The 26871-nt window shown below is 63.9% G+C and carries 28 protein-coding genes and 2 pseudogenes; 9 read left to right on the top strand and 21 right to left on the bottom strand.

Translation table 11 applies throughout. The annotated features are described in order from the left end of the window. Positions 1-94 precede the first annotated feature (94 nt). The 3 genes and pseudogenes from KIO74_RS31840 to KIO74_RS31830 all read left to right on the top strand — a co-directional run bounded on the left by KIO74_RS31840 (position 95) and on the right by KIO74_RS31830 (position 555). Positions 95-265, top strand: coding sequence for a hypothetical protein (locus KIO74_RS31840; protein WP_249731021.1), 171 nt, complete (start codon positions 95-97; stop codon positions 263-265). After that, a pseudogene (locus KIO74_RS31835) lies at positions 265-363 on the top strand (GNAT family N-acetyltransferase); the annotation flags it as partial. The gene KIO74_RS31840 and the pseudogene KIO74_RS31835, both read left to right, overlap by 1 nt. Positions 364-378: 15 nt before the next feature. Beyond that, the gene (locus KIO74_RS31830) at positions 379-555 is read left to right on the top strand and encodes a hypothetical protein (RefSeq protein WP_249731020.1); all 177 of its coding nucleotides are present in this window, start codon (positions 379-381) and stop codon (positions 553-555) included. A 259-nt stretch (positions 556-814) separates the two neighbouring features. Here the strand turns inward: KIO74_RS31830 and KIO74_RS31825 are convergent. The 5 genes and pseudogenes from KIO74_RS31825 to KIO74_RS16385 all read right to left on the bottom strand — a co-directional run. Further along, positions 815-910 (bottom strand): annotated as a pseudogene (locus KIO74_RS31825) (DNA-3-methyladenine glycosylase I); the annotation flags it as partial. A gap of 3 nt (positions 911-913) precedes the next feature. Beyond that, the gene (locus tag KIO74_RS16400; protein WP_213332874.1) at positions 914-1198 is read right to left on the bottom strand and encodes a YciI family protein; all 285 of its coding nucleotides are present in this window, start codon (positions 1196-1198) and stop codon (positions 914-916) included. 10 nt (positions 1199-1208) lie between these two features. Next, the gene (locus KIO74_RS16395; RefSeq protein ID WP_213332873.1) at positions 1209-1808 is read right to left on the bottom strand and encodes a TetR/AcrR family transcriptional regulator; all 600 of its coding nucleotides are present in this window, start codon (positions 1806-1808) and stop codon (positions 1209-1211) included. 830 nt (positions 1809-2638) lie between these two features. After that, positions 2639-3634: a TRAP transporter substrate-binding protein gene (locus KIO74_RS16390; RefSeq protein WP_213332872.1), complete on the bottom strand. Its 996-nt coding sequence runs from the start codon at positions 3632-3634 to the stop codon at positions 2639-2641. Between the two features lie 280 nt (positions 3635-3914). After that, a complete protein-coding gene (locus KIO74_RS16385) occupies positions 3915-4859 on the bottom strand; it encodes a 2-hydroxyacid dehydrogenase (protein WP_502762070.1) in 945 nt (314 codons plus the stop codon). A gap of 350 nt (positions 4860-5209) precedes the next feature. Here KIO74_RS16385 and gbd point away from each other — a divergent pair, with 350 nt between their 5' ends. Beyond that, positions 5210-6337, top strand: coding sequence for a 4-hydroxybutyrate dehydrogenase (gbd, locus tag KIO74_RS16380; protein WP_213335572.1), 1128 nt, complete (start codon positions 5210-5212; stop codon positions 6335-6337). 353 nt (positions 6338-6690) lie between these two features. Beyond that, positions 6691-7437, top strand: a complete 747-nt coding sequence (locus KIO74_RS16375; protein ID WP_213332871.1) for an SDR family oxidoreductase — start codon at positions 6691-6693, stop codon at positions 7435-7437. Positions 7438-7882: 445 nt separating this feature from the next. Here the strand turns inward: KIO74_RS16375 and KIO74_RS16370 are convergent, their stop codons facing one another. From KIO74_RS16370 to KIO74_RS16360, 3 genes are all read right to left on the bottom strand, one after another. After that, entirely contained in the window at positions 7883-9160 is a 1278-nt protein-coding gene (locus tag KIO74_RS16370) for a TRAP transporter large permease (protein ID WP_213332870.1), read from the bottom strand. After that, positions 9157-9702, bottom strand: coding sequence for a TRAP transporter small permease (locus tag KIO74_RS16365; protein WP_213332869.1), 546 nt, complete (start codon positions 9700-9702; stop codon positions 9157-9159). The genes KIO74_RS16370 and KIO74_RS16365 overlap by 4 nt, the downstream gene beginning before the upstream one ends. A gap of 220 nt (positions 9703-9922) precedes the next feature. Further along, on the bottom strand, positions 9923-10213 hold the full coding sequence (locus KIO74_RS16360) for a DUF1330 domain-containing protein (protein WP_213332868.1): 291 nt from the start codon (positions 10211-10213) through the stop codon (positions 9923-9925). 212 nt (positions 10214-10425) lie between these two features. Between KIO74_RS16360 and KIO74_RS16355 the strand changes: the two genes are divergently transcribed. Then, the gene (locus KIO74_RS16355; RefSeq protein ID WP_213332867.1) at positions 10426-11235 is read left to right on the top strand and encodes an IclR family transcriptional regulator; all 810 of its coding nucleotides are present in this window, start codon (positions 10426-10428) and stop codon (positions 11233-11235) included. A 419-nt stretch (positions 11236-11654) separates the two neighbouring features. On the opposite strand, the gene KIO74_RS32660 is transcribed toward KIO74_RS16355, so the two are convergent. Beyond that, on the bottom strand, positions 11655-11939 hold the full coding sequence (locus KIO74_RS32660; protein WP_502762115.1) for a ubiquitination-like system serine protease family protein: 285 nt from the start codon (positions 11937-11939) through the stop codon (positions 11655-11657). Between the two features lie 263 nt (positions 11940-12202). Here KIO74_RS32660 and KIO74_RS16350 point away from each other — a divergent pair, with 263 nt between their 5' ends. Together KIO74_RS16350 and KIO74_RS16345 are read left to right on the top strand one after the other, a co-directional pair. Next, positions 12203-12625 (top strand): oligopeptide/dipeptide ABC transporter ATP-binding protein, encoded by a 423-nt coding sequence (locus KIO74_RS16350; RefSeq protein WP_291980011.1) that lies wholly within the window; start codon positions 12203-12205, stop codon positions 12623-12625. After that, positions 12625-13551 carry a branched-chain amino acid transaminase gene (locus KIO74_RS16345; RefSeq protein ID WP_213332865.1) on the top strand — a complete coding sequence of 309 codons (927 nt, stop codon included), beginning with the start codon at positions 12625-12627 and terminating at the stop codon, positions 13549-13551. The genes KIO74_RS16350 and KIO74_RS16345 overlap by 1 nt, the downstream gene beginning before the upstream one ends. A gap of 7 nt (positions 13552-13558) precedes the next feature. Here KIO74_RS16345 and KIO74_RS16340 read toward each other — a convergent pair whose 3' ends face one another. Both KIO74_RS16340 and KIO74_RS16335 read right to left on the bottom strand, forming a co-directional pair. Beyond that, a complete protein-coding gene (locus KIO74_RS16340) occupies positions 13559-14071 on the bottom strand; it encodes a flavin reductase family protein (protein ID WP_249731018.1) in 513 nt (170 codons plus the stop codon). Next, the gene (locus KIO74_RS16335) at positions 14068-15387 is read right to left on the bottom strand and encodes an LLM class flavin-dependent oxidoreductase (protein ID WP_213332864.1); all 1320 of its coding nucleotides are present in this window, start codon (positions 15385-15387) and stop codon (positions 14068-14070) included. The genes KIO74_RS16340 and KIO74_RS16335 overlap by 4 nt, the downstream gene beginning before the upstream one ends. 161 nt (positions 15388-15548) lie before the next feature. Between KIO74_RS16335 and KIO74_RS16330 the strand changes: the two genes are divergently transcribed. Then, complete coding sequence (locus KIO74_RS16330; RefSeq protein ID WP_213332863.1) at positions 15549-16736, top strand: citrate/2-methylcitrate synthase; 1188 nt, start codon at positions 15549-15551, stop codon at positions 16734-16736. On the opposite strand, the gene KIO74_RS16325 is transcribed toward KIO74_RS16330, so the two are convergent. From KIO74_RS16325 to KIO74_RS16280, 10 genes are all read right to left on the bottom strand, one after another. Beyond that, positions 16726-17802, bottom strand: a complete 1077-nt coding sequence (locus KIO74_RS16325; protein ID WP_213332862.1) for an NAD/NADP octopine/nopaline dehydrogenase family protein — start codon at positions 17800-17802, stop codon at positions 16726-16728. The two genes, KIO74_RS16330 and KIO74_RS16325, sit on opposite strands and share 11 nt — an antisense overlap. Before the next feature lies 1 nt (position 17803). After that, positions 17804-18898 (bottom strand): hypothetical protein, encoded by a 1095-nt coding sequence (locus KIO74_RS16320; protein WP_213332861.1) that lies wholly within the window; start codon positions 18896-18898, stop codon positions 17804-17806. Between the two features lie 13 nt (positions 18899-18911). After that, positions 18912-20072 carry a M24 family metallopeptidase gene (locus KIO74_RS16315; protein ID WP_249731017.1) on the bottom strand — a complete coding sequence of 387 codons (1161 nt, stop codon included), beginning with the start codon at positions 20070-20072 and terminating at the stop codon, positions 18912-18914. A gap of 23 nt (positions 20073-20095) precedes the next feature. Continuing rightward, a complete protein-coding gene (locus tag KIO74_RS32485) occupies positions 20096-21253 on the bottom strand; it encodes a mandelate racemase/muconate lactonizing enzyme family protein (RefSeq protein ID WP_213332860.1) in 1158 nt (385 codons plus the stop codon). Positions 21254-21357: 104 nt separating this feature from the next. Further along, positions 21358-22173, bottom strand: a complete 816-nt coding sequence (locus tag KIO74_RS16305; RefSeq protein WP_213332859.1) for an ABC transporter permease — start codon at positions 22171-22173, stop codon at positions 21358-21360. 1 nt (position 22174) lies between these two features. Continuing rightward, positions 22175-23035 (bottom strand): ABC transporter permease, encoded by an 861-nt coding sequence (locus tag KIO74_RS16300; RefSeq protein WP_213332858.1) that lies wholly within the window; start codon positions 23033-23035, stop codon positions 22175-22177. Continuing rightward, entirely contained in the window at positions 23028-24107 is a 1080-nt protein-coding gene (locus KIO74_RS16295; protein ID WP_249731339.1) for an ABC transporter ATP-binding protein, read from the bottom strand. The genes KIO74_RS16300 and KIO74_RS16295 overlap by 8 nt, the downstream gene beginning before the upstream one ends. Beyond that, positions 24107-25189, bottom strand: a complete 1083-nt coding sequence (locus KIO74_RS16290; RefSeq protein WP_213332856.1) for an ABC transporter substrate-binding protein — start codon at positions 25187-25189, stop codon at positions 24107-24109. The genes KIO74_RS16295 and KIO74_RS16290 overlap by 1 nt, the downstream gene beginning before the upstream one ends. A 52-nt stretch (positions 25190-25241) precedes the next feature. Further along, positions 25242-25592, bottom strand: coding sequence for a RidA family protein (locus tag KIO74_RS16285; protein WP_213332855.1), 351 nt, complete (start codon positions 25590-25592; stop codon positions 25242-25244). Next, positions 25585-26772, bottom strand: coding sequence for an alpha-hydroxy acid oxidase (locus KIO74_RS16280; protein ID WP_213332854.1), 1188 nt, complete (start codon positions 26770-26772; stop codon positions 25585-25587). Before KIO74_RS16280 ends, KIO74_RS16285 begins: the two co-directional genes overlap by 8 nt. Between the last annotated feature and the right edge of the window lie 99 nt (positions 26773-26871).

The raw sequence follows: 26871 nt of genomic DNA, 5'->3' as shown, positions 1-26871 counted from the left end.
TGGGGCGTTAGTGCTTTTGAGACTATTAACCGGCAAACGTCCCAGACGATGGCACCCACGTCCACATGCAACGCGACGTTCAGGGAGCCATGACATGCTGATCCGCGATGAGACTGCCGTTGACATCCGGGCTATCAGCGGGCTTGTCACCGAAGCGATGCAGATGCTGGCGCGATCCATTGGAACCGAGGCAGGCATCGTGGAGGCGCTGCGGGCAACCGCGCGCTTGCCCTCTCGCTTGTTGCCGAGGAGGACGGCGAAGTAATCGGCTATCTGGCGGTCTCGCCGGCGCGGCTCGGGAAGCAGGGCGGCTGGGCTCTGATCGGCCCGCTTGTCGTTTTGCCGTCAAGGCATCGCCAAGGTATCGGTGAGGGCCTGATGGCAGAGGCCCTGCGCCGATTGCGGGCGACCAGCCGGGGCGCGGCGCTGGTGGGTGACCCCGCCTGTTATGGCCGGTTCGGCGTCCGGGCATTCCCCGGCCTCGGCGTGACCGGCTGTCCCCCGAAGTGGTTCAGGCTCTGCCGTTCGACGGCACGGAGCCTCGCGGAGAGTTGATCCATCACCCGGCATTCGGTCTGAACCAGCAGGGGTAGCAGGCGGTCAGGCTGCATATTCACGAGGTCCAGCCCGAGCGCTCGTCGAGCTGGTCGTTTCAGATTTCCGGCAGACCGCCCAGAAAACTAGGCGCAGCCTAACCATGAGAGTCCTGGTCAGTCCTTCGCATGATCCGTGGGATTTTGCGACGATGAGCCTCGAACACGAAGCGCTCAGCGCGATCTGCGCGGCGGTTACTTGGCCACACCATTGAGATAGAACCCCATTCGGTGTCGTGATAAGCGAGGAATTCGGGCGCGGCCGCGCACCAGCGGCAACGCGGGCGGGCGTCCGGACCAGAGATCGTCGCGCTCATCACTCAGCCTTTCAGAAAGGCGAGCCGTTCGTCGGTACGGCCCGGTATGATGCGGAGGATTTCAGCGCTGACGATCCCCTGGGCGACGAAGGGGTCATCCTGCACACGAGCCTCGATCTCTTCAGGAGACGCATTGTGCGCGAGGATCGCACCGCCTGCGCTCGGCTGAAGGCTGCCGGTTAGGAGGAAAACGCCATCGTCGAAGCCGCGTTTGATCCAAGCGTTGTGCCCGTCCATGAATAGGGGCGCTTTGGTCTTGTCAGCAAAGCGAAGGGTGATGATGAACATGGTCTCTCCATCAGGCAGGTTGGCGGACATTGGGGGTTGAACCGACCGGGCACTGGGCGAGCAGCCACGCCTCCATGTCCGCGACTTCGCGGCGGATAAACTCTTCGTCCCGGAAGGCGGTGGCGAGCGCCGCGACGCCCTGGCTGCCCATCAGAACGTGGAGGGCCAGCGCATCGGCATCCGCTTCGCGCCCGAGCCTGGTGAACTGCCGGCGGAGCCAGTCGCGGAACAGGGTGAACAGACCGGTCGCGTCGTCCTTCGCCAGGTGATCCAGCTTCGCCAACTCGCTGCAAAGCGTGCCGACCGGGCAGCCATGGGCCATGATCTTGGCCCGGTTCGCGATGAGAATGTGGACAAAGTTGCGGATGCAGTCTGTCGGGGGAGCAGCATCCTGCTCCCAGGCCTCCAGCATGGCGCGGGTATTTGCCATGCGCTGTGCGATCACCGCGTCGAGAATCTCGTCCTTGGTCTTGAAGTGGTAGTAGAAATTGCCGCGCGAGAGGCCCACGTCCTTGGCGATAGCCGCAAACGACGTCGCTTCGAAGCCACGCTCGTAGAAGAGCCGGTCGGCGGCATCCACGATCTGCCGGCGGGTTTCGCTGGCGCCCATATCTTGCCTCCACAATCATGGCGCGGAAGGCAAAAGCCGTGAACTACGCCGTAGGACATTTGACCTATAAACTCTTAGGACAAACGTCCTACGCGGTCAATAGTGGCGGATGGAACATTCGGGCGGCGTTACGACCGGCGAGGTGGGAAAGCGGAGGAAAACGGTGGCGACCGGCGGCAATCGTTCGCTGGATTGGCGAATTTAGCCAAGGTCGCGGAGAGGGGGGCCGCCGTATCCGGATCCAGTTCAGCCCAACCATTCAAATTAGGTAAATATAACAAATAATCGTATCGATCACCTATCCGGCTTGGTCCATTGCGATCCAGTACAATCCAAGTTACAATGTAGTATCGATTGTAGTTTGCTATGAAAGCAAATGATCGACATCCTGAGAGGGCTCTGTCTGCGGCACGGGTGCGCTCCCGTAAAATGTTGTCATTGGCAGCGAATGCGGACTACGCTGCCGGCGCGGAGCGCTGACGTGATCTGCATCATCGGCGGCGAAGTTTAAGGCCATGCGCGGTGCGTCTCGCTCCGCTGCCAGAACTGGCGACGGTGAGGCGCGGTTGCTCGCGGTGTGGGTCTAGCTCGATCCCGGCATTCGATTGGGTACTGGATGACCTCGTGGGGCAAGGGCATGCGTAGGGTCATGTGACGATCTTCAGCGCCGCTCGGACCGAGCAAGAGCCGTCGTGCGTTCCGCCGATGACTTTGGCCTGCCCGTCGCGGTATGCCGACGTGGCGGACGCCAGACAAGGTTTCGTGATCCGATTGAATTTAGAGAAGCGGCGATGCGGGGCTGCACCACATCGCCGACATAGGCATGTTCTTTACTGACCGGCGACTGCAGCCATCGCCGCTCGTGCCTGCTCGACCACATTCGCGCCGATCTTCTCGCTGTATTCTTTCACGACAGGCGCGACGCGCTGGCGCATGGCTGCGAGGGCTTCGGGCGTGGGTTGGGTAATCTTGAACCCCTTTGCCACGAGTTCCTTCTCCAGATCCTCCGCAGACTTGCGAGAAATTTCACGCTGGAAGGCTGCCGATTCCTTCGCGGCGTCCATGACGATCGCCTTATCCGCGTCCGAGAGGCTTTCGAACCATTTCTTGCTCGCGAGAAGAACAAACGGCGTGTAGACGTGGCCCGTCTTGGCCAGATGCTTCTGCACCTCGTAAAACCTTGCGGTGTAGATCAGAGCGTACGGGGTCTCCTGCGCATCGACGGCGCCATTTTCGAGGGCGCTGTAGAGCTCAGGCCAGGGTAGCGGTGTCGGATTGGTACCCAGGGCCTTCCAGGTCGCGATGAACAACGGGTTGGGTATGACGCGGATGTTGATCCCCGCCATATCCTCGACCTTGTTGACGGGACGGGCCTTGGTGGTCATGTGACGGAAGCCGTTGTCCCACCACGCCAGCCCAACTATGCCGGTCTTTTCCTTCAGCTGCGAGAACAGCTGCTCACCGACCGCGCCGTCCATCACGGCATCCACGGCGGCGAAGTCCTTGTAGAAGAACGGAAGGTCGTAGATCATGAACTGCGGAACAACGCCGACCAGGTTGGGCGTCGGGCCGACCATGATGTCGATGAAGCCGGCTTGAACCGACGCCTGCATCTCGGGCTCGCTGCCGAGCACGCCGTTGCCGAACGTATCGATCTTGATGCGACCGCCGCTCCTCTCTTTTACCAGGTTCGCAAAGTGGCGCGAAGCCTGCCCCACCGGATGGTCTTCCGTGGGCACGTAGCCAAGGCGGGCATTCTGGGCCATCGCCGGAGCAGCAGCCAGAAGGCCTCCGACAAATGCCGCCGTCAGAAGCAAGAGTTTCATTGAGTTCCCCTCCCAAGGATCGTTCACGCAACTAGGATGTGCGGATTGTCTACAGACGCGAACAAGTCCGGTATTACGTGTATTGTGGCCCTACTTTAAACCAGACGAGAATGTCCACATTATGGGCGAATTGTCCAAAATGATATGATGGCAGACTACTCCCGATTGTCAACGCTTCTCGCCACGCTCCAGAGTACGGCGACGAGATGGCTGGCGTTGGGTTGACGCCTTGACCGCCGTGGCGGTGGAAGGCGCGCGGACCCTGGCCTGCCGGTAGGGGCTAGGGCACGGGCGTAATCGCCGCTCCGCTTTGGAACCAGGCGATCAAGTTCCGCGCGAGGAGATCGGCCATCGCGGTGCGCGTCGCGACCGACGCGGATCCGATGTGCGGAAGGATCGTCAGATTCTCGAGCGCCAGCATGTCATCCGTGACATTGGGCTCATCCGCGATGACATCCAGACCGGCCGCCGCAATGGTTCCTGTCCGGAGGGCGCCGACCAATGCATCCTCGTCCACCACAGTTCCGCGGCCGACATTGATGAACACGCCCTCCGGTCCAAGGGCGGACAGCACGTCGGCATTCACGGTCTTTGCGGTCGAAGCGTCTCCGGGAACGATGGCGATGAGCACGTCGACTGCATACGCAAGTTCGAGCAGCGAGGGAAAGTAGTCGTACGCGACTTCGTTAGCCGGGCGCCGGCTGTAGTAGGCGACAGGAAGCCCGAAAGCTTCGATCCGCCGGGCGATGCAGCGCCCGATCCGACCCAATCCGTAAATACCGATCCTCCGGTTTCGCAGCGTGTTTCGGCTAAGCGGGTAGTCCGACGTCTTCCAGCGGCCTTCGCGGACGAAGGCTTGCGCCTTTGGTATCTCGCGCACGACGCTGACAAGGAGCCCCACTGTGAGATCGGCGACCTCCTCGTTCAGGACGTCAGAGGTGTTGGTCACGATGATGTTCTTGCTGCGCGCATAGGCAGCATCCACTGCGTCGTATCCGACGCCATAGCTGGCGATGATCTCCAGGTTGGGAAGGGCGTCAATGAACTGACTGTCGATTCTGGTACGGCAGGCCACCCCACGAATTGAAGCCCGTACCTCCTGGGGCAGACGGGCGTGAATGTCGCAGTCGGGAGTCTCGACTAGGTTGAACTGCGTGCCGAGCATGTGCCGTGCATGCTCGTGCATCCAGCCTGGTATCAGCACGGTAGCGGCGGGGTTCGACAATGGCTTTCCTCCCTTCGGCATGTCACTGCCGGTGCGAATTCCCACGAGCTGATCAGCGCAGCCCTAAAGCCATCAACAGATTGTCCACAATATAGGCAATATGACCATATCCATGGTAAGATTGGAACGCTCCTTGTCAATGGCCATAGCAGCGGGCGCGCGAAACGCGCCGCTTGACATTTGCAGAGCTCCGATTAATGTTTGGGCAATATGTCCACAATATGGACCAAGGTGACGAGAGCGTCACATTCTGCATGGCTCCTCAAAACGTGCCGAGTGCCACCCGTTGGCTGCGGCGGTGCATTGGGGGTGGGGACATCGAGGAGAGCGGCAGCGTGAATACTCGCAGCGTGAATACTATAACTTATCTTACAAACATTAGTTTCGGGCTTGGGGCGGCCGAGTCGTTGGCGGAAATTTTGCGCGAACTCGGAGTGTCGAACCCGCTGGTCATCAGCGATCCCGGGGTCCGGGCCGCTGGCCTGCTTCAGCGCCGTGCTTTCGCGTTTCTGAGCACCGCGCCGACCTTCCTGGACGTCCCCTCCAACCCGACCGAGAGCGCTGTTGCGGCCGGTCTGGCGCTATACAGACAAAGCGGTTGCGACGGGGTGGTGGCGATTGGCGGGGGCTCTCCGATTGATCTCGCCAAGGGTGTTGCACTGCTCGCCACGCACGACGGCGAACTTGAGCGCTATGCGGCGATCCTGGGCGGCGTGGCGCGCATCACAGGCGCGGTCGCGCCGCTCGTGGCTGTCCCGACAACGGCGGGTACGGGATCCGAGGTGGGGCGCGCCGCATTGATCACGCTGAATGATGGCCGGAAGCTGGGGTTCATCAGCCCCCATCTGATCCCTCGCAGGGCGGTCTGTGACCCGGAGTTGACGATGGGGCTTCCTCCGGCATTGACGGCCTCGACAGGACTCGACGCGCTGTCCCATTGCATCGAGACCTACCTTTCTCCCCGCTACAATCCGCCTGCCGAGGCAATTGCCGTCGACGGCTTCAAACGCATCTGGAAGGCATTGCCCGTCGCCTACGCCGATGGCTCGAACGCGCAGGCGCGGAGCGATCTCATGATGGGTGCCCTCGAAGGCGGCATGACGTTCCAGAAAGGGCTAGGGGCCGTCCATGCACTCAGCCACGCCCTGGGTGGTCTGAAGGAGGCGCGACTCCATCATGGGACGCTCAACGCCATCCTGATGCCGCCCGTCCTCCGGTGGAATGTGAAAGTCGAGGCCGCGGCTGAAAAAGTAAGCTACCTCGAGAGCCTGGCGGGACTTGAACAGATAACACTCGCAGACGCGCTGGACGAGTTGAACCGCCGTCTGGGCATCACGCCGAGATTGTCCGAATTGGGTGTGCCCCGGCATGTCATCGATTGGGTATGTGAGCGGGCCCTCGCAGATCACAGCCACCCCACCAACCCACGCCCGCTGACGAAGGAAGACTACGCCTCGATACTTGAGTCCGTCTTCTAGCGCGCATCCGTCTCAGATGGAATCGTCCGACACTATCTAAGACGGTAAATTTGCTCGTCAATTTTCGAGCGGAGCAAGTCCGCAACAGACGGACTTGCTCTACGGGCAATCGACATTCAAGTATGCCCAAGAGATAGCACCGTCATCACCGGGCTTGTCCCAAGATCGGATTTATCCGATCTCGGCTACTAGCCTGGAACTCGGCAACAGCCGAGTTCCAGTGATCCCGATAGGAAGGGCGCCTCCATAAATCGGGATGGCCGGGACGAGCCCGGCCATGACAGCTGAGAACGCTGAATGTCGATTAAACCTAGGCCGGAACGCCCTCAGACAGGAAGCGGGGAGGCAAGTCCTTGAGACCGATTGTAATCGTAACGGGCGCAAGCCACGGCATCGGCGCCGAAACGGCTCGGCTGTTCGCCGCTGACGGCTACGATGTCTGCATAAACTATCTCTCCGACACCGCGGCTGCATCGACAGTCGCGGAAGACTGCAAGGCCGCAGGCGCCCGCGCCATCGCGGTGCAGGGAGACGTCGGGAAGATCGAGGACATCCAGGCGCTCTTCAGCGTATGCGACGATGCGCTGGGACGGGTGACCTGCGTGATCAACAACGCGGGGATCATCGGCAATGCCAGCCGAATAGAGGATCTGCAGCCTGCCACTCTGGAGAGAACCTTCAGGGTGAACGTATTCGGCGTGATGTATTGTATCCAGGAGGCCGCGAAACGCATGTCGACCCGTCGGGGCGGACAGGGCGGGACGATCGTGAACATGTCGTCCCTTGCGGCCTACCTCGGTAGCCCCAACGAATACGTCCACTATGCCGCGAGCAAGGGAGCCGTCGAAACCATCACCTTCGGTGCGGGCAAAGAGTTGGCACCGGAGGGCATTCGCGTGAACGCCATACGTGTCGGGACCACCAACACGCGGATACACACCCAAGGCGGAAACCCCGAGCGGCCCGCCAGGATCGCGGCGGCAACCCCCATGGGGCGCATCGCAGAGCCCGAAGACATCGCGCGCGCGGCCCTGTGGCTTGCGTCTCCTGGCTCCGGGTTCATAACAGGCACGCTGATCACGGTGTCCGGGGGGCTCTGACGCCCCAGGCGTATGTCACAGGGAGTGCCAGGTTCCCTGGCACACTTGCCGAGAGCGGTTGCCATCCTCATTCCCGGACCTACCGAACCTTCCGCCCGCGGCGATGGACGCGGTTTCGCGCCCATTGAATTGCGGATCTCCAGGTCGGCTGTTCAATCTGCCGCCCGGATCGAGGAACGCCGCGCTGGCCGCGTGAGCCCTGAAGTCTCAACGCATGCCAACGCGGTCGCCCTCCCCCAAAACCGGACACTTCTTTGTCTGGCTAACGAATGTGGGCGGCAAGGCCGCCTCACCGAGCGCCCCCGCCGACCAGCACGCGCATTGCACCTGGCCCGGCGGTTGCATGTCTTATCGCACCAGGCGCTCCGCTGCCGGGCTTCGTCGAGGCCCGGTGTCGCGTGGGTGAAGAAGCCGCTGTCGCATGTCGAACGCCGACGGTTTGAGCTCAGTGCAGCCAAGAGGCTGGCACGGTCACCAGCGCCGGGAATAGAACCAGCAGCACAATGAGTATCATCTGCGCCAGGAGGTAGGGCATGGCCCCCTTGGTAGCGGCCTCCATGGAAACCCCGCTGATTCCACACACAGTGTTGAGCACGGTTCCGACAGGAGGCGTGATAAGGCCGACCGCGTTGACCATCATGAAGATGACCCCGAAATAAACCGGGTCGATCCCCGCCGCCTTGACGATTGGAACGAGGATCGGCACCAGAATTGTGATGCAGGGTGCGAAATCGAGCGCCGTGCCGACGACGAAGACGGCCACGACGATCATGCCCATCAGCAGGATCGGCGAGTCCATGAACGGCTGAAGGAGACTGACCAGCTGGGCGGGCATATTGGAGATCGTCAGCATGAAGCCGGAGATCATGGAGGCCGCGACCAAAAGCATGATCACTGCCGTCAGACGCCCGGCGCCCAGCAGCGCGTCATAGAGTAGCCGCGGTGTCAGCTCTCGATAAATAAACACCCCCACGAACAGGGCATAGAAGGCGGCAACGACGCCGGCCTCCGTGGGCGTGAAGATGCCGAACCGCAATCCGCCCAGGATGATCGCCGGCATCATCAGCGCCCAACCGGCGGTCCTGATTGTTTTCGGGATGTCCCTGCGCGGAAGTTTCAGGTGGACCGACGCCGTTTCCTTTTTGGAGAGGAACCACCAGGCGATCATGAGGCTCACCCCCATCAAAAGCCCTGGCACGATTCCGGCAAAGAACAGGCCGACGATGGAGATATTCGCGGTGACGCCCAGGAGGATGAACCCGACGGACGGCGGGATGACAGGCGCGATAATGCCCGTCGCCGCCATCAGTCCGGAAGCTCGACCCATGTGATAGCCCGCATCCCGCATAAGGGGGACCAGCATGACGGCGAGCGTCGCCGTATCCGCGATCGCCGACCCGGAGACGCTGGCGAGCACCAGGCCCGTGCCGATGACCACGTAACCGAGGCCGCCACGTATATGACCGACGAGCGCCAAGGCCACGTTCACGATCCGGCGGGAGAGGCCGCCTGCGTTCATGAGCTCGCCAGCAATCAGAAAGAACGGGATCGCCATCAGCGGATAGCTGTCTGCGCCATTGACCAGCCGCTGTGCCAGGATCTGCGCATCCAGATTGCCCATCAGCAGCATCATCGCAATGCCGGAGACCATCAGGGCGAAGGCGATGGGGACCCCGATGCCCATCGCACCGAGGAGAGACGCGATGAAGACCAATCCGCTCACGGTGCTCCCTCCGTCTTGAGCGCCGCAGGCACGACCGGAACCGGCTCAACGTGTTGTTCGCCCGACCAAGGGGCCGGCAGGATGCCGCGCAGCGAGCGCCACAGATCGATAAGGAGAACCAGAGCCATCAGGATGGCGGCGGCGAGCCCCGCGGCGTAGATGGCGCCGACGGGAATTCCCGACAGTGCCTGGACGTTGCCCCACTCGATGAGGGTGAGCGACCAGCTGCCCTTTGCCAGGAGCCAGCAGCACCAAAGCATCAGGCCGTATGAAGCAAGAAAGCAGACGAATCGCGCCCTGCGTGGCAACCGGACGACCAATGAGTCGACGCCGAGATGCGCGCCCTTGGCCAGGGCCACCACGGATCCCAGAAAGATGACCCAGACGAGGACTACACGGGAGACTTCGACAGCAAACGGAATGCCTGAGCTGAAACCGTAGCGCAGCACGACATTTGTAAAGATCAAGAGGCTGATGACGGCCATGCCGACGACGACGAGGACGTCAAAGACCTTAAAAAGCCACCGCAACGGTTCGGGCATAGTTCCCCCCAGAAGGTTGTGCGCTCAAGCGACGTCCTCGCCGCACTCTGACGAGGCTACGGAGAAGGCGAGCATGGCGCTCCAGCATGCCGGTCGGGCCGGAAACGCCCTGTCGTGTGATCAAGCCCTGTGCTGCTACTCCGGTCGAACGGCGCGCAGGAGCAAAAGCGACGTTCCCTCCAACCACCACGACAGGAGGTTTCAAGCCTTGCTTCCGGCGTCAGACGCCTTCCACCACAGTCAGATGTGCCTTGGCGTACTTGACGCGTGCCTCGATCGCCTTCCGATACTCAGGGGAGTTGTAGCAGGCGAGGGCAGTCTCGTAGTCCTTGAACTCGATCACAACCACACGGTTCGCGTCCGGCCCTTCCATGACCTGGTGTTTTCCGGCGCGAACGACAAAAGTCGCGCCGTATTTGTCGAAAGCGGCCTTGTTCAAGGCGATGTATTCTTTGTAGCCCTCTTGGTCTGCAATATCGACCATTGCAACCCAGTACCCTTTTTTTGTCATTGCTTATCCTCCCAGCAGCAATTCCCGCGCCCTCTCGCCGAAGGGCGGACTGCCCGATGCGTTCACTTTCGGTGCAGGTGAGCTTGTCGTTGACCCTCCCCGATCATACGACTAGAACCGGAATTCCGGAATACTGACTACAATATGGACAGTTTGCCCACGAACGTGTAGTACCGCCATGTTCCGTTGTCAAGCTTGCAGGGAGTTATGCCATGAGCCTGAGTGACCTCCAGGACGAAGCAGATGTCAGGGCTCCCAATCCCGTGCAGGGAGCGGCTTCGTTCTCAAAGTTCATGACGGTGCTCCAGATCATCGCGGATTCCCCCGGGACACTGGACATTGCCCAACTGACCAAGCGTGCGCGTTTCCCGCGCGGGACGGTCTACCGACTCGTGTCGGCGCTGATCGCCGAGGGCCTCATCACGCAGTCCGGGGAGAGCGGAACGTTTCGCCTTGGGCCGCGCCTTCTCCAGCTCGCTGCCAAGACCTGGGAGGATTCCGACCTGCGAACGATCGCGAGGGACTTTCTGGTATCGCTCCGCGACGCAACGGATGAGGCCGTGCACCTTGCGGTGCCCAGCAACAACCAGATGGTCTACATAGACAAGTTGGTCGGCTCCAGCACAGTTCAGATGAAGACGAGCATTGGCGGCCAGGTTGAACTTCACTCCACATCCGTGGGCAAGGCGTGGCTGTCTGGCCTACCGGACGAGCGGTTGCTGGAAGTCATCAAAGGGTTGGAGTTAAAGCGCCACACCGCCATGACGCTAACGACGCCGGAGGCGCTGCTCGCGGAACTGAAGCGGACGCGCGAGCAGGGGTTTGCATTTGATGACGAGGAGAACGAGCCGGATATTCGTTGTCTCGGCAGCCCGATCTTCAATCGTCAGCGGGAACCAGTCGGAGCGATAAGCGTCAGTATGCCCGTATACCGGCACGACGCGCGACGTCACGAACTCTGCGCCAGGCTGGTGCGTCAAACGGCGAAACGGATCACTGCCGAATTATCCAGGATTCTGTAACGCCGTCGTTGGGGAGGGCATCGAAAGACAGTTGTGCTCGTGCCCGATGACCTCGGGGGCGCGGGCAGCTTGGCTGCCGCTGGATCTAGATCATTTGACTTGAGGCCCTACCTTCCTCTGGTTTAAGGGAGAGTGCTGGGTTCCATTTCTGACCTCACGCGGCTTGTTTTCCGGTGTAGATTTCATAGCGAGCTCGGCCGGTGGCATGTTGCCGAGCTCCGAGGCTACTCTGTATGGTTGTAGTCTTCCTTTCACGAGGTGATGACGCTGCGGGCCTTAGTCAAAGTCGATGACTTGGCAGACTTTGACTGAGGCAGGGCCCAGAACGGCAGCTCAACGGGAACACCCCATAACCGGACCGTCCGGCGGAGCCCCCGTGCAGCAAAATTTGCCTAGTCAGTTTCGCGCGCCCATCTCCGTCATTCCGGCGAGCGTTTGCGGTGCAGGTCAGCGTTGCGTCCACGCTCCACTTGTTCGTCAGTCCAATCGTCCGCCCATCGAATCCTGCCATGCTCGATGACGTAGTGGGAACGGCAGGGGAGTGACCAACTTCCTATCGAGGGACTTACGGAAACGTTCCTTCCGTTGCAGATAAATTTCCAATCGTTCGGCGAGAGCGGTGTCACGACCCTGCGCCCCGCACCCGCATGCGCAGAGGTGCAACATGGTTGTGTAGGCAGCGGCACCCGATGGGGACGGCACATCTTCATCCGCGCTTAACGGTCCACGGCATAGCGGAACACGCGGCCGATGGTGGAGCGCAGCCTCTGGGCGCTTCACACTGCCCACGCACTTCAACGCGCCGCAAGGTCTCAAGAATTTCGGGAGCCGCGATCTCGCGGACCGGACGCCGGCAGATTGCAGCGTCCGAGATTGTCCAAATAGGAATGTGGCGTGAAATGGCCGACGACCATTTCATCGCTCTAAATTATTTAATTAAATTAACTACTTATAGAGACGCTTGGCGGTGCGGGGGGTATCGTTCGATCTGCACCGGGGCGAGGTTCTGGCGCTGGTGGGCGAATCCGGTTGCGGGATCTTCATCTCGCATGATCTGGGCGTGGTGTCGCGCATCGCCCACCGGGTGGCGGTCATGTATGCGGGCGAGCTGGTGGAAAGCGGCCCCTGCGAACGCGTGCTGCAGGCGCCCGCGCATCCCTATACCCGGGGCCTGCTGGCCTCGGTGCCCGCGGCCGATATGGCGCCCAAGACCCCGTTGCAGGCGATCCCCGGCACGGTGCCGGATATGGCTCGCCTGCCGCCCGGCTGCGCGTTTCGCAACCGCTGCGCGCAGGCATACGATGCCTGCCAGACGCCGCCGCCCCTCGAACCCCACACGCCCGGCCGTGCAGCGCGCTGTTGGCTTGCGGCACAGGAGAGCAGGATCTGATGGCGGCCAAGGCTGACTTTATCTGGATGGACGGCGAAATGCTTGCCTGGGCGGATGCCCGGCTGCATGTGACCTCCGAAGCTGTCCTGCGCGGCGGTAGCGTGTTCGAGGGGCTGCGCGGCTATCCCGATGCGTCAGGCCGCCTGAACCTGTTCCGCGTGCCCGAACATCTGCTGCGGCTCCGCCAGTCGGCGCGCTTCATGCGTCTTCCGATTGCGTGGTCGGACGACCAGCTGACCCGCGCGATGTGTGATCTGGTTCGGGTCAACGGGTTTGACCAGACCATCCATCTGCGCGCCACCGCCTATTTCGGTGAGGGGCTGGGCTATGGCTGGCGGCCCGAAGATATTGCCTCGGGCCTGTTCATCTTTGCGCTGCCGAACCCGCGCCGGGCCGGCGCCGCGACTGGCATCCGCAGCGGCATCAGCAGCTGGCGGCGCAGCCCCGACAATGCGGCGCCATCGCGCATCAAGGCCTCGGCCAACTACCACAATTCGCGGTTGGCCCAGGTCGAGGCGCAGCTGCGCGGGCATGACGTGCCCATCATGCTGAACCAGCAGGGAAATGTCGCCGAAAGCCCCAGCTCTTGCGTGTTCATGGTGCGCGAAGGTGTGCTGATCACCCCGCCGGTGACCGAGGACATTCTGGAAAGCATCACCCGCGACACGGTCATGCGGCTGGCACGCGAGCGGCTGGGGGTCATGGTGCAGGAACGCTCCGTGGGCCGCAGCGAGGTGTATATCTGCGACGAACTGTTCCTGTGCGGCACCGGGCACGAGATCCTGCCGGTGGCCGAGATCGACGGCTATGCGGTCGGCGACGGCAGCCCCGGCCCGCTGACCCGCCGCCTGCAGGCGCTGTACGACGACTGCGTGTCGGGCCGGCTGCCGGATTATGTGCATTGGCTGACGCCGGTGGCCAGCTGACCACGGGTCAGGCGGGCAGTGCGGCCAGCCGGTGAAAGCCGCGGTCCATGTACAGCAGCGGGACATCCGCGCCCTCAGTGAGCGTCACCTCGCGCACCGCGCCCAGGATGATGGCATGCGAATGCCACGGGACGATCTGCGCCACCGCGCAGTCGAATACCGCCAGTGCGCCCTCGGGCACCGGCGCACCGCCGCCAAGGCGTTGCCAGCTGCCGGTGCTGAACCGTTCGTCCCGGCGGTCCGGCGCGCTGAACTGCCCGACCAGAGGCAGCGCCGCATGGCCCAGGACGCTGACGCAGAACACCCCAAACCGTTCGATCACCGGCCAGGCCGAGGCACTGCGGTTCACGCAGACCAGCAGGGTGGGCGGCTCGGCGCTGACCGAGCTGACCGCTGTGGCGACTAGTCCGGCATCCTGCCTGTTCTCGCTGGTAGTGACCAGACAGACCGCGCCCGCCAGCCGCCGCATGCCCAGCCGAAAGGCGTCACTCGCCATCTGCGGCTTCGCCGGGCCGGTCATGCCCCGGCCAGCCGGCCGACGGGGGTAGCCGGAAGGCCAAGGTTCCCGCGCAGCGTATCCGCCGCATAGGCGCTGCGTGTCAGGCCCCGGCGCCGCAGGACCGGCACCACTTGATCCACGAAATCCGCCACATCCACCGGAGATTTGGCCGGCAACAGGTTGAATCCGTCCGCAGCGCCCTGCGTGAACCAGACCTCCATCGCATCAGCTACCTGTTCGGGTGTGCCGACCACAACATTGTGTGAATTTCCGATCGACGTGCGTCGGAACAGGTCTCGGATGCTCCATCCATTGTCGCGCGCGATCCGAACCATCATCTCGCCGCGACTGACCACGGCGATGTCCTGACGCAGGTCAGGAACCGGGCCATTCAGATCATGGCCAGACAGGTCACCAAAGAACCGGTACAGCTTTTCAAGCCCGACGATATCGTCGATCTGGTCCTGCATGTCGCGGAACTTGGCTTGCGCCTCGGCCTCGGTGCCGCCCAGCACAGGCAGGATGCCGGGCAGGATCATCACTGCAGCGGGGTCGCGCCCATGTTTGGCGATCCGGCTCTTCATCGCGGCATAGAAAGCCTGCGCATCAGCCAGCCTGTGCTGCACCGAATAGACGACCTCGGCAAAGGCTGCGGCGAAATCCATGCCGCCTTCGGACGCGCCGGCCTGAAAGATCACTGGCCGACCCTGCGGGGTAGGCGGCTGGTTCAGCGGCCCACGCACCTTGAAGAACTGGCCCTTGTGGTCCAAACGGTGCATCCCTGCCGGTTCGACAAAGACCCCCCGGCTGCGGTCATGCACAAAGGCATCGGCATCCCAGCTGTTCCACAGGCCAAAGCAAACCTCCAGTGCCTCGCGCGCGCGTTCATAGCGAAGCTCCTTGGCCAGGATCCGGTCTTCACTGAAATTCTGCGCCTCGTCATCGCGCGAGGAGGTAACCACATTCCACCCCGCCCGCCCCCCGCTCAAATGGTCAAGCGAGCCGAAGACGCGCGCCAGCTGATAGGGTTGGTGGAAGGTGGTCGAGGCCGTGGCCACCAGACCCACATGCGACGAAGAGGTGCTTAGCGCGGACAGCAGGGTCAGCGGCTCGAACTCGGCGCCCACGGGCGTGCGGCCAAATGCGCCCTTGGGCGTGTCGCTGACGGTGATCGCGTTTTGATCCGCCAGAAAACAGACATCTAGCAGGCCGCGTTCGGCAGTAGCCACCAGGTCGCGGTAAAAGGGCAGGCTGATCGCCCCGTCGGCCGGAACGCGCGGATCAAGCCAGGCACTGGGGTGATAGCCCAGCCCGCGCATCGACAGCCCGAGTTTCATGCTCCGGTGATCCGGCATCTTTCAACCTCCAGTTGCGGGTACGTCCAATGTCTGGTGCTGGCGGCGGTTGCCCACTGGCGCAGTTTGGATGGACAGAGCTTGCGTGCGCCCTGGTATCCAGTCAATCTTGATAAACATGATCAAGGTACGGAATGGTGGCCATGGTCGATGAATTCATCGATGCCGATGAGGCCGTAGCACTGCTGGGGGTCAAGCATGACACGCTTTATGCTTATGTCAGCCGCGGCCAGATCCGGTCGCGCCACAACCCCGGCGGCAACCGGCGCCGGCTGTACAGCCTTCGCGACATCACCGAGCTGAACCGCCGCAAAGAGATCGGGCGCAAACCGGTGGATGTGGCGGCCTCGGCGCTGAACCTTGGTTTTCCCGCGCTGACCAGTGCGATCAGCCAGGTCGAGAACGGCCGCCTGGTGTACCGAGGGCAGGATGCGGTGGAACTGGCGCAGCGGGCAACGCTGGAACAGGCGGCGGCGCTGCTGTGGCAATGTGACGTGCGGTTGTTCGACCGTCCGGCGCCGTTGATCGGACCGCCCGACCGCGCGGTGTATCCGGGTGCCACGATCGAAGAACGGCTTCGCCATGACCTGCCGCGTCTTGGCCCATCGGTGCCCATCTGGCAGCGCGAAGCCCACAGCCTGATCGGCACGGCCATCGACATGCTGCGCGGGGCCACCGCGCTGCTGACCGGCTGCCCGGCCGCCACCGCGCCAATCCACCTGCAACTGGCCCGCGCCTGGGACGTGCCACCGGAACAGGCCGATTTGCTGCGCAGGGCGCTGGTGCTGGCGGCCGATCACGAACTGTCGCCCGCCACGTTCTGCACGCGGGTCATCGCCTCGACCGGGGCCAGCCTCAGCGCCTGCATCTCGGGCGGGCTGGCCGCCTTTGGCGGGCCGCGGCACGGCGGTGAGATTGGCATGATCGAACAGCTGTTTGCCGAGGCAGCCGCCTCTGGCCATCCCGAGCGCGCGATCATCGACAGGCTGGCGCGGGGCGACCGGTTGCCGCGCTTTGGCCTGCAGATGCACGAACTGGGTGACCCGCGGGCGTTGCTGCTGTTGGCCGGACTACCGGCCGATCCGCTGCGCGATGCGCTGCTGCACACGATGGAGGCGGTGCTGGGCAAGCGGCCGGCTTTCACCTTTGCGCTGGTCGCGATGCGACATGCGCTGGGTCTGCCCGATGAGGCGGCGCAGATCCTGTTCCTGTGCGGCCGGCTGACAGGGTGGATCGCACATGTGCTGGAACAGAATGGCGACCAGAACCTGATCCGCCCCCGTGCCCGTTATTCCGGCGAGCCGCCGCCGGAGACCGGTGCTACCGCCTGACGTGCCGCAGCAGATCCGCGCGGTTCAGTCCCGCGATGCCCATCGCCGCCGCATCGCGCCCCGCACCGCCCACTCCCGGCTGCATCGCATGACCCAGCGCCAGCAGCGCCGCGGCCGTGGGAACGCCGACCCGCGCGACCCCGGCCAGCGCGACGAACGGCACCAGACCAAAGCCGAAATCCTCGGTATAGTACCGGTGGGTCAGGGCGTCGGGCGCACGAATGCGGGCATTGGCCTCGCCACCCGAAATGGCCGCGCGCAGGTCGGTGGCATCTGCATTGGCCGATGCGGTTCCGATCCGCTGCATCTCCGCCACTAGCGGTGGCAGATCATGGCCAAAGGCCGCGGCCACGCGGCGACGTTCACCGTCCAGCTTCGCCATCACCCGGGCCACCCCTGGCGTCATCGCATCGACGTAAAAGGTGAAATCGCCCTGCCGCGCCTCGACCCAGGCGGCCGCCATCACGCTGCCGGGCGGGTGAAGCACCATGTTCACATTGGCGAGACCCGTCGCCAGAACGTCGCCCGCGTCATGGCTGCCGGGAAAAAGAGCCAGTGCCGTGTGCAGGGCCTCATCGCCGCCCGGCAGCGCGGCAGCGCGCAGGAATTTGGCCCGGCCGGTTACTGTCACTTCATCGGGCAGGTACTTGCGCGCAACATAGGCCAGCGTGGCGAATTCGGCCACGCAGGGCGCGACACCCACCTGTGCCTTAAAAGCCGTCGCGAATTCCAGCGCGCCGCCGGTATGGCCAGGGTTCAGCACCACGGGCCGCGCCGCGTTCCAACCCGCCTGCGCCATGGCGCGCGCTATGCCGGAATGAGCGAATGTGGGCAGCGAAACGACGGCGGCCTCGGCCCAGCCGGCATGCGGCGCCATGGCGGTGTCGATCACCATGGCGCCGGTCCGCCCTTCGCCCAGCACGCCCTTATAGCCGATTCCGTTGGCGCGGAGTGGGGCCATCGTCGCCTCGGATCGCCCGACCAGCCGCACCTCATGGCCTGCCAGCGACAGTTCCACCGCCGAGGCCATGGCACCCGAACCTGACCCGATCACCAGTACGCGCATCTCAACCCCCCAGGCGGGCGCGCAAGTCACCCAGTTCGCGTGCGGCCTCTTCGACCGCGCCCACATGGAACCCCCGCGCCAGTTCGGCGCTGTGACGTGCCAGAGCGCGCTGGCCGGCGGCAGAATAGATGACCCGCCCGTCATCCCCGACCGACACGCCATCGGCCTCGTCAAAGCCGCGGTTCCAGGCGATGGCCTCGGCCTCAGTCAGCCCCGGCGGCAGGTCCAGCGTGACGCCAGCCTGCGAAACCTGCACCGGATAGCCACCCGGAAGCCCGCGCGGGCCCGGCACATGCGCCCGGCCCGACCACGCTCCGGCCAGCCCCAGCAGTACCGGTACCGCGCCACCGCCCGAAATGAGATTAAGGTCGCGGTAGGGCAGTTGCAGGTGTCCGGTTAGCGCTTCGGTATCGACGATCTCGACACCGCCCACCCATGCTCGCACCGGTGCGCCGGTCCGGGTGCCGGGCGTGCGGCGCCACTGGACCAGATGATGGTGGTGCCCCAGCACGCGCAGGCGCTGCCGCTGCTCAGGTGGCAGAAGTCCCGCGATCACCGAGGAATAGATCGAGACGTTGCCGACGCCGGTGGTGACCGGCAGCCCCGCGCGCGCCAGCAGGGGGTTCACCCCATCGGGATAGCAGGTGTTGACGAAATGTGCCCCCGGGACCGTCCGGGCGACCGCAGCCGCCGTCCGCGCCGACAGCACGGAGTGAAAGGCGATGGTGATCCCAAAGCCGCCCTCGGCCACCACGCGTGACCATTCGCTATCCAGCACATCGACCTTCCAGGGCGACTGCATCGAGGCCGATTGCACCACCACCCGCGGCTGCAGCCGGCCCAGCAGTGCATCCAGCCGGTCGGGGCTATCGAAATCGACACTGGCGCTGTCGAACCGGGCCGACCGGCCGTGCAGTGCTGCCCGCGAATTGCCCGCCAGTGCCAACCAGCCGCAACGGGCGGCATTACGTCCTCCGATCACCGTGCGCACCGGTGTATCGGCGGCCAGCGCCAGGTCGGCCACCATCACCTCGGCGAAATAGCCCGATCCCAGGATCAGGATGTCGCAGCCGGCGCGCTCTGCGGTATCGTTCATCTGGTGCTCTCCTTCAGCCGACACGGATCAGCCGGTCGGTGTTGGTGTGGTTCGACAGCAGTTCCGCTCCCGAAGCGGTCACGCACAGAAGATCCTTGTTCTGCATCCCGTAGCCAAAGCCCGTGCGGTAACAGAGCGGCTCGAACCCCAAGACCATGCCTTCCTCCAGGAGGGTATCCTGTCCCGGCCGGCCGATGGTGGGGGTCTCGCCAATATAGGGGTCTTCGTGCAGATGCAGGCCGATCCCATGTGCCACGAACGAGATCGGCGGCAGGTTCATCGTAGCCAGCCGGCCAATGAAATCCTGATATATGGCGAGACAGCTGGCCCCGGGGCGCACCTGATCAAGGATGCGCTGCTTGCAATCGGCCAGCAGCGACCAGATCTTTTCGGCCATGGGCGGTGGTTCCACGACATAGGCCGTGCGGCAGACGCCCGCCTGATAGCCCGCCTTGACCGCAAAGATCTCGACCCGGCAGATGTCGCCCTTCTGCAGGATGCGGGCGGTGGGGCCGACGTTGGGCAACTGGCTGCGTTCGCCCGTGGCCACGATCAGCAGTTTGAAATGCTCGGCGCCCAGTTCATAGACCCGACGGGTCAGGGCGGCTGCGATGTCCATTTCCGAACTGCCGGGGCCCACGGCGGCATATGCATCGGCAATCGCCCGGTCGGCAATGCGCGACAGCTCGCGCAGAAGCGCGATCTCGGCGGGGGTCTTGATCTGCCGCAGGCGGGCCAGCATAGCATCGATGGGTTCGAACCGGGCGGCTGGCATCAGACGGACCAGCCGGGCGAAATCGGCCGCCGGAAGGTAATCCAGCTCAATCCCGATCCGCGCAGAGCCCAGCCCCAGTGTGGTCAGTCGGTCGGCCAGCACGGCCATGGGATCGTCGCGGAACTCGGCCCAGACGGTCAGATGCTGGGCGGGGGCCTGACGGCGGATCGTCGACTCCTCCATATCCACGCCGAACAGCGACATGTCACCCGCCGCTGACAGGATCGCCATGGCGTGGCGGTGGCGTATCAGCGGCTGCGAAGGCACGACGAACCCGGTCAGATGGGCAAAGCCCTCGGGCGAGCAGGAGATATTGGCATCAAGCCCGGCGCTGCGCATCGCGGCGACCTGGCGGGTGATGATTTCCTCGCGCGGCGAGAGGGTGGCATGCAGCGTCATGGGAATGGTCCTTTGCGAAACGGTCACGACACGCGGTAGCGGTCGATCTTGGCCTCATCGACGGCGATGCCCATGCCCGGCGCGGTGGGTACGGTGATATGGCCGTCTACCAGCTCCAGCGGCGCAACCAGCAGGTCGTCCGAGTAGTAGATCCCGCCGATAGTGCCGGTCTGGAACTGGGCCGGGGTTGAAACGGGGATGACGTTCGACAGCGTGGCCGCAGGCGCGGCGGCGGCAAGATGGACATTGGCAAGGTTGCCCACCCCGGTTTCGACCGAGCCGTTGACGTTGCAGACGATGCCCGCGGCCCGGCAGACGGCTGCGGCCTCCATCGCCTTCCACAGCCCGCCCGATTTGGTGGTGTAAAGCGAGACGATCTGCGCCGCGCGGGCTTGGGCGATCTGCAACGCATCGTGCGAGTTCCAGGCGGATTCGTCGGCCATGACCGGGGTGTCGATGGCCCGGGCCACCTCGGCGATGCGTTCGATCCCAATGACGGGCTGTTCGAAATAGACCAGATCGAACTTTTCCATCGCGCGGAAGGTGCGGATGGCCTCGCCCGGGGTGGCGTAGCCTTCGTTCGCGTCCACGCACAGGCGGGTGTCAGGGCCTACGGCCGTGCGGATCTCGCCCACGATGCGAATGTCGCGGGCGGCGTCAACGCCGACCTTGATCTTGATCGTGCGGATGCCCTCGGCCGCGACCTTGGCCGCCTCGGCCACCGCCTCCTCGACCGACATCAGGCCGATGGAATGCGTGACCGCCACCCGGTCACGCGTCAGCCCGCCCAAAAGCGTATGCGCCGGCACGCCCAGCCATTTTCCGGTCAGGTCCAGATAGGCGAACTCTATCGCGGCCTTGGCATAGGGATAGCCCTTGATGATCGCATCCATGCGCCGGTGCAAGCCGATCACATCGCCCAGCGGGTGGTCGTCAATGGACGGTGTCAGGTAGCGCTCAATCACCAGCCCGGCCACGGCCGTGCTTTCGCCGAAGTAGCGGCCGAACTCGCCGCCCCAGTCCTTCAGCGCGGGCGCCTCGCCCCAGCCGGTGCGACCGTCGCTGTCGGTCATGCGGACCATCAGATACTGGCCGATGGGTTCGGTCAGGCCGGTCCACTGGTGCCGGCGTCGGGTAGGAAGGCGGACAAGGATCGTCTCGATCTGCGAAATCGTCGGCACTGCAGGCTCCGTCGGGTATGGCTATCCCTTGGCGCTGCGGGCATGGCCGCGCGCAGGAGGGAGGAGATTGGATCTTGGAACGGGCGGCCGGGCCGCGCCGGTGGTCAGCTGCGGCGCGGCCTTTCTTCGCCCGCGATCATCCGCAGCAGGCCAAAGCTCAGCTCGATGGCGACGACACCCAGCGCGCTGATGATGATCATGATGCCGCTGGCCGAGGCGATGATCGGATCGGCCCCCTGCGAGGCATAGTTGAAGATCTCAGCCGGAAGGGTTTGGGCGCCTGGCAGCGCGGTGAAAAGCGAGATCGTCACCTCGTCGAACGAAAGCAGGAAGGCGAACAGCAACCCTGCCGTTATGCCACGCATGCCCAGCGGCAGGACGACCCGCACCAGGGTCTGCGCATAGGAGGCCCCCAAGGTGTAGCTGGCCAGTTCCAGCCGTGGGTCCAGTCCGCCGAGGCTGGACATGGTCAGGCGCAGCACATAGGGCGCGGTGATCAGGATATGGCCCGCAAGCAGCGCATAGGGCGCCGTCGGCACGGCAAACTGCCCGAACAGCTGCAGCAGCGCGATGGACAGCACGATATGCGGCAATGTCAGCGGCATGGTCGCCAGCGTGACCAGCAGCCCGCGGCCCGGAATGCCGCGGTTGACCAGCACCACCGCCGCCGCAACCCCCAGCGCCCCAGAAGCCGCCGCCGTAATAGCCGCGATTTCAAGACTGTAACGCAACGCGCGCATGAAGGTGTCGTTATGGTACACCTCCTGATACCAGCGCAGCGACAGACTGGGAGGCGGAAAGCTGATATAGCCTTCGCCGGTGAACGAGGCGCCCAGCACCACGATCATCGGCGCGAGCATGAAGATGCAGAATAGGATGCCGTAGATGCGGCCGCCGGTGCGCAAAAGGCCCGTGGTCATGTCAACCTCCCACCCGGGTCATCACACGGCGGCTCAGCAGGGTCAGCGTCACCAGCACCGACATGGTCACAGCCAGTAGCACGATGGCCAGTGCCGAACCCGTGGCCCAGTCGCCCACCACTAGATTCTGCTGGTAGATCAAATAGGGCATTGTCTTGTTGCCCGATCCGCCCAACAGGATCGGCGTGCTGAAGGACGTCATCGACAGCGAAAACACTATGGCGCAGCCCGCCACTACACCGGGTGCTGACAGCGGCAGGATGATGTCGCGGAAAATCTGGTAGTTCGAGGCCCGCAGCGTGGCGGCGGCCCTAAGGTAACGCACGTCGATGCGCGACATGGCCGAGTTGATCGACAGCACCATGTAGGGAATGTAGATATGCGCTAGACCCACCATGATGGCGAATTCGGTCTTGATCAGCCGCGGGCGGATCTCGGACGGCAGCAGTGACGGCAGCCCGCCCGGTCCCAGCAGCACCATCCAGCCATAGGTGCGCACGATCACGCTGATGAACAGCGGCGAGATGATGACGAACAGGAACACCTGCCGCCACCGCCCCTGAAAGAAGAACAGCACCAGCGCCGCCGGATAGCCCAGCACCAGCGCGCCCAGCGTGGCCGCTAGCCCCACGACGACCGTGCGCCACAGGATGCCCAGATAATAGCTGTCGGTCACGATCGACGTGTACTGGCTCAGCGATGGAAAGGCCGCGTCGACCCCGGTGCCGGTCAAGCTGTTGCCGGCCACGATACCCAGCGGCACTACAAAGAAGAAAAGCAGGATTATGAAGAGCGGGGCCAGCATTGCGCTGTAAAGCACCAGGCGGGGCCAGTCGACCCGGAGGGAAACAGCCTCAGCCATCGGACCCCTCCAGCAGGGCACCCGCCTGCGCCGGCCAGCCGATCCAGACCGGGGCGGACAGATCAAAGTCGGTCTCGGCCCGGGCCGAGAACATCACCTGCACCTCGCCCCCGTCAAAACGGACGGTGTAATAGCGGTGCGGGCCAGCCTCGAGCATGGCGGTGACCCGGCCCTCGAACCGGTTGTCGGTATGGACCGCGGCGCCGATCGAGATGTCTTCGGGGCGCAGGTACAGCTCGTAGGTCCGGCCCGGCTGCATGGGCGTTGCGGTGCGGACTTGCGCGTCTGCGATTTCCAGCGTGTTGGCCGCCGCCGCGCGGCCCTGCAGCTTGCTGGACTTGCCGATGAAGCGGGCGACGAAGCGGGTGGCCGGGCTGCGATATAAATCGCGCGGCCTGCCAAGCTGTTCGATGCGGCCCAGATTCATGATCGCCACCCGGTCGCAGACCGCAAAGGCCTCATCCTGGTCATGGGTCACGAATATCGTGGTCACGCTCGCCTCGCGCTGGATACGGCGCAGTTCCTCCTGCATCTCGCCGCGTAGTCGGGCGTCAAGGTTCGACAGCGGTTCATCCAGCAACAACACCTTGGGCCTGATCGCCAGAGCGCGGGCGATGGCCACGCGCTGCTGTTCGCCGCCGGACAATTCGCGCGGAAGCCGCCCGCCCTTGGCACTCAGCTTGACCAGATCCAGCAGCGACTGGATGCGGGCGTCATAGTCGGACATGTCATGGCTGACGCGCAGGCCATAGCCGATGTTCTCGGCCGCCGTCATATGCGGGAACAGCGCGTAGTTCTGGAACACCACGCCGACCTCGCGCTTTTGCGACGGCAGGCCCGTTACGTCGCGCCCGCCCAGCCGCACATTGCCCCGTTCGATCGGTATGAACCCGGCGATCACCCCCAGCGTGGTGGACTTTCCGCACCCCGAAGGTCCGATCAACCCGAACAACTCGCCCGGCGCAATGCCGAGCGAGAAGTCCGCGAGCACGGCCCCGCCGCCGTAGTTGACCTCGACCTGCTCAAGATCAAGCGAAACTCCGGCCGGATTCGTGATGTCCTTTACGAGCATCAACCCTCGACCTCCCGGTTCCAGCGCTGCACCAGATCGGGTAGTAACGTCTGCATACGGCGCATGTCGGGGATGAATATCTTATCGGGAGCTGGGTGGAATTCGCGCAGCGCCTCGGCGATCTCGATCCCCGGCACGACGGGGGTATATCCGATCACCTCGGCCAGCTTCTGCTGGACGCCGGGGGTGTACAGATAGTCAAGCCATGCATAGGCCGCGTTGATATGCGGCGCGTTCTTGACGATGCCCAACGAGGCGCTGTAGCCCACCGCCCCCTCTTTGGGGGTCACGAACCGGGCCGGAAAGCCACTGTTCTGGTACTGCATGGCGCGGGCGGCGATGTGCGACCACATCCACAGATCACCCGATTGCACCATGGTATCCATCGGGCCAGAGGCGGTGAAGAAGTCGTAGACATTGGCGCGCAGCTTGCCCAGCTTGGCAAAGGCGGCGTCGAAATCATAGGGATCGCTGCCCAGCGCCTTGGCCAAGAGCGGCAGGGTGGCCACCGTGCTGGTGCTGCCGATGTTCAGCATGCCGGTGTGGGCGCGATATTTCGGGTCCCACATGTCGAACCACGAGGTCGGTGGCTGCAGCCCCTTCTCCTTGAAGATGCGCTCGTTATACAGCAGGCCGGCCGTCGTGTTGCCCAGCGGCAGCGAGCGGGACTCGGTGCGGCTTTCGGCCGGAATGTTCTGGGCATTGGGCATGCGGCCAATATCCAGCTCTGCCACCAGCCCTTCGTCGGCAACCTGATAGGTCTGCGCGCCCGCCAGCCAGATCACATCAATCGACGGCGTGCCGCGCTGGGTGCGCAGCTTGGCCACGTTTTCAGAGGTGGGGCTGGAGACATAGGTCAGTCGCAGCCCGCCATGGTTGGCGGCAAAGGCGGGAAAGATCTCCTGCTCGATCAGCTTCTGGGTGATGCCACCGGTACCGGCAAAGATCAGCTCGTTTTCCACGGCCGCATGGGCACGGCCAACCCAGGGGGCCGCTAGCCCCAGGGCGAATAGTCCGCTGCCGGTCTGCATCAGTCGCCGTCGGCTCATCGCAGCAGGACGGCTTGTCGTGATCTTGGTCATTGTGGTTCCCCTGTCGGTTATTTGACCGTTTATGTCCGATGCCATCCGGGGCTTAGAGCGCCGCGGTGGCCTGCACCTCGATCTTCAGTTCGGGGGCGGCGAGTTGCGACTGTACACAGGCGCGCACCGGTTGCGCGCCGGGCACCACCCAGCCGTCATAGACCGCGTTCACCACATCGAAATCGGCCATGTCGGTCAGCCAGATGGTGACGGCCAGCAGCCTGTCGCGCGTGGTGCCGGCCTTGGCTAGCAGGCCGTCCAGCTGATCTAGAACCACCCGCGCCTGCCCTGCCGCATCGGGCGGACCGCCGCGCGCGGTCAGCCCGCGGAAATACACCGTTCCGTTGTGGATCACGCAGTCGCGCATCCGCACGTTGTCGCCTATGCGTCTGATATCATGCATTCATGAGCTCTCTTTGAAAATCGGGCCGGCGCAGCTGGCAGACCGATACGCGGCCTAGCTCAGCCACCGACCGCCAGCCCCCAATCATCATCGCGTTGCGCATTTCGGCCGCCAGGATGTCCAGTACTGCGGCCACGCCGCGCTCGCCGGCCACCGCCAGCCCCCACAGATGTGACCGCCCGATGGCACAGGCGGTGGCACCCAGTGCGAGCGCCTTGATCACGTCGGTACCCCGGCGCACGCCGCCGTCCAGCAGCACCGGCACCTTGCCGGCCACGGCATCCACCACCGCGGGCAGGGCGTCGATCGTGGCCAGGGTCCCGTCCAGCTGGCGCCCGCCGTGGTTGGACACCTGAATGCCGTCGACTCCAGCTGCCATCGCCTGACGCGCATCATCGGGATGCAGGATGCCCTTGATCACCAGCGGCCCGTCCCACTGGCCACGCAGCCACTCCAGATCGGCCCAGGTCACATCGGGGTCCAGCACGCTGGCGATATAGGCGGCCATGTCTACCAGCCCGCCCGTGGCGCGTCCTTCGAAATTGCGCAGCGAAAACGGCGGCGCGCCGGCCATGCGCAGCCACCAGCGATAGCGCAGCGCGGTGTCCACCAGCCGCGAGAAGCGAATTCGCCGTTCCATGGTAAAGCCGTTTCGGCTGTCACGTTCCCGCCGACCGTGCACCGGGCAGTCGGTGGTGACCATGATCGCCCGATAGCCCGCCGCTTTGGCACGCTGCAGGAATTCGGTGGTCAGCCCGCGGTCCTTATACAGGAACAGCTGCAGCCATTTGGGCCCGTCCGAGCCAGCCGCAATGTCCTCCATGGATTGCAGTGATCCCGCGCTGACCTGCATGACCGTTCCGCACGCGGCCGTGGCGCGGCCGGTTGCGGCCTCGCCCCCCGGCCACAACAGGCCCGAGGCGCCGGTGGGCGCCGTCATTACCGGCAGGGCGATCTGGCTGCCTAGAACGGTCGTGCCCAGTTCCACCTGCGACGCGGCGCTGAAGCTGCGGGCACGCAGCCACAGGTCATCGAACCCCGCGGCGTTGCGCGCAAGCGTCCGTTCGTCCAACGCGCCGCCGCGCACGAAATCGTCGATCATGCGCGGCAGCACGCGATGCGCAGCCTTGCTGTAGTCATCGACCGAAACAAGGTCGGCCCGGGAGCGGGCAGCCTTCATCGGCCGGGTCCAGATTCAGGTTGCCCTAGCGGGGTTCGATTGCTAGCAGTGACCATATTGAGATCCTTAACTGTGATCACACATTGTAATCACGTTTTC

Origin of the sequence: Chelatococcus sp. HY11 (genome assembly GCF_018398335.1) — a bacterium.
Classification (GTDB): Bacteria; Pseudomonadota; Alphaproteobacteria; order Rhizobiales; family Beijerinckiaceae; genus Chelatococcus.
Note: the sequence above shows the minus strand (reverse complement) of the source record. Positions and strands in the feature narration are given on the sequence as shown.

Coding starts and splice junctions, on each gene's coding strand:
- KIO74_RS16280 (WP_213332854.1), bottom strand. CDS start 26,772: ATGAAGGCTGCCCGCTCCCGGGCCGACCTTGTTTCGGTCGATGACTAC.
- KIO74_RS16305 (WP_213332859.1), bottom strand. CDS start 22,173: ATGACCACGGGCCTTTTGCGCACCGGCGGCCGCATCTACGGCATCCTA.
- KIO74_RS16300 (WP_213332858.1), bottom strand. CDS start 23,035: ATGGCTGAGGCTGTTTCCCTCCGGGTCGACTGGCCCCGCCTGGTGCTT.
- KIO74_RS32660 (WP_502762115.1), bottom strand. CDS start 11,939: ATGTGCCGTCCCCATCGGGTGCCGCTGCCTACACAACCATGTTGCACC.
- KIO74_RS16355 (WP_213332867.1), top strand. CDS start 10,426: ATGAGCCTGAGTGACCTCCAGGACGAAGCAGATGTCAGGGCTCCCAAT.
- KIO74_RS16400 (WP_213332874.1), bottom strand. CDS start 1,198: ATGTTCATCATCACCCTTCGCTTTGCTGACAAGACCAAAGCGCCCCTA.
- KIO74_RS31830 (WP_249731020.1), top strand. CDS start 379: ATGGCAGAGGCCCTGCGCCGATTGCGGGCGACCAGCCGGGGCGCGGCG.
- KIO74_RS16360 (WP_213332868.1), bottom strand. CDS start 10,213: ATGACAAAAAAAGGGTACTGGGTTGCAATGGTCGATATTGCAGACCAA.
- KIO74_RS16345 (WP_213332865.1), top strand. CDS start 12,625: ATGGCGGCCAAGGCTGACTTTATCTGGATGGACGGCGAAATGCTTGCC.
- KIO74_RS31840 (WP_249731021.1), top strand. CDS start 95: ATGCTGATCCGCGATGAGACTGCCGTTGACATCCGGGCTATCAGCGGG.
- KIO74_RS16315 (WP_249731017.1), bottom strand. CDS start 20,072: ATGACGCTGCATGCCACCCTCTCGCCGCGCGAGGAAATCATCACCCGC.
- KIO74_RS16295 (WP_249731339.1), bottom strand. CDS start 24,107: ATGCTCGTAAAGGACATCACGAATCCGGCCGGAGTTTCGCTTGATCTT.
- KIO74_RS16325 (WP_213332862.1), bottom strand. CDS start 17,802: ATGCGCGTACTGGTGATCGGGTCAGGTTCGGGTGCCATGGCCTCGGCG.
- KIO74_RS16390 (WP_213332872.1), bottom strand. CDS start 3,634: ATGAAACTCTTGCTTCTGACGGCGGCATTTGTCGGAGGCCTTCTGGCT.
- KIO74_RS16290 (WP_213332856.1), bottom strand. CDS start 25,189: ATGACCAAGATCACGACAAGCCGTCCTGCTGCGATGAGCCGACGGCGA.
- KIO74_RS16395 (WP_213332873.1), bottom strand. CDS start 1,808: ATGGGCGCCAGCGAAACCCGCCGGCAGATCGTGGATGCCGCCGACCGG.
- KIO74_RS16285 (WP_213332855.1), bottom strand. CDS start 25,592: ATGCATGATATCAGACGCATAGGCGACAACGTGCGGATGCGCGACTGC.
- KIO74_RS16335 (WP_213332864.1), bottom strand. CDS start 15,387: ATGAAACTCGGGCTGTCGATGCGCGGGCTGGGCTATCACCCCAGTGCC.
- KIO74_RS16320 (WP_213332861.1), bottom strand. CDS start 18,898: ATGAACGATACCGCAGAGCGCGCCGGCTGCGACATCCTGATCCTGGGA.
- KIO74_RS16340 (WP_249731018.1), bottom strand. CDS start 14,071: ATGACCGGCCCGGCGAAGCCGCAGATGGCGAGTGACGCCTTTCGGCTG.
- KIO74_RS16365 (WP_213332869.1), bottom strand. CDS start 9,702: ATGCCCGAACCGTTGCGGTGGCTTTTTAAGGTCTTTGACGTCCTCGTC.
- KIO74_RS16330 (WP_213332863.1), top strand. CDS start 15,549: ATGGTCGATGAATTCATCGATGCCGATGAGGCCGTAGCACTGCTGGGG.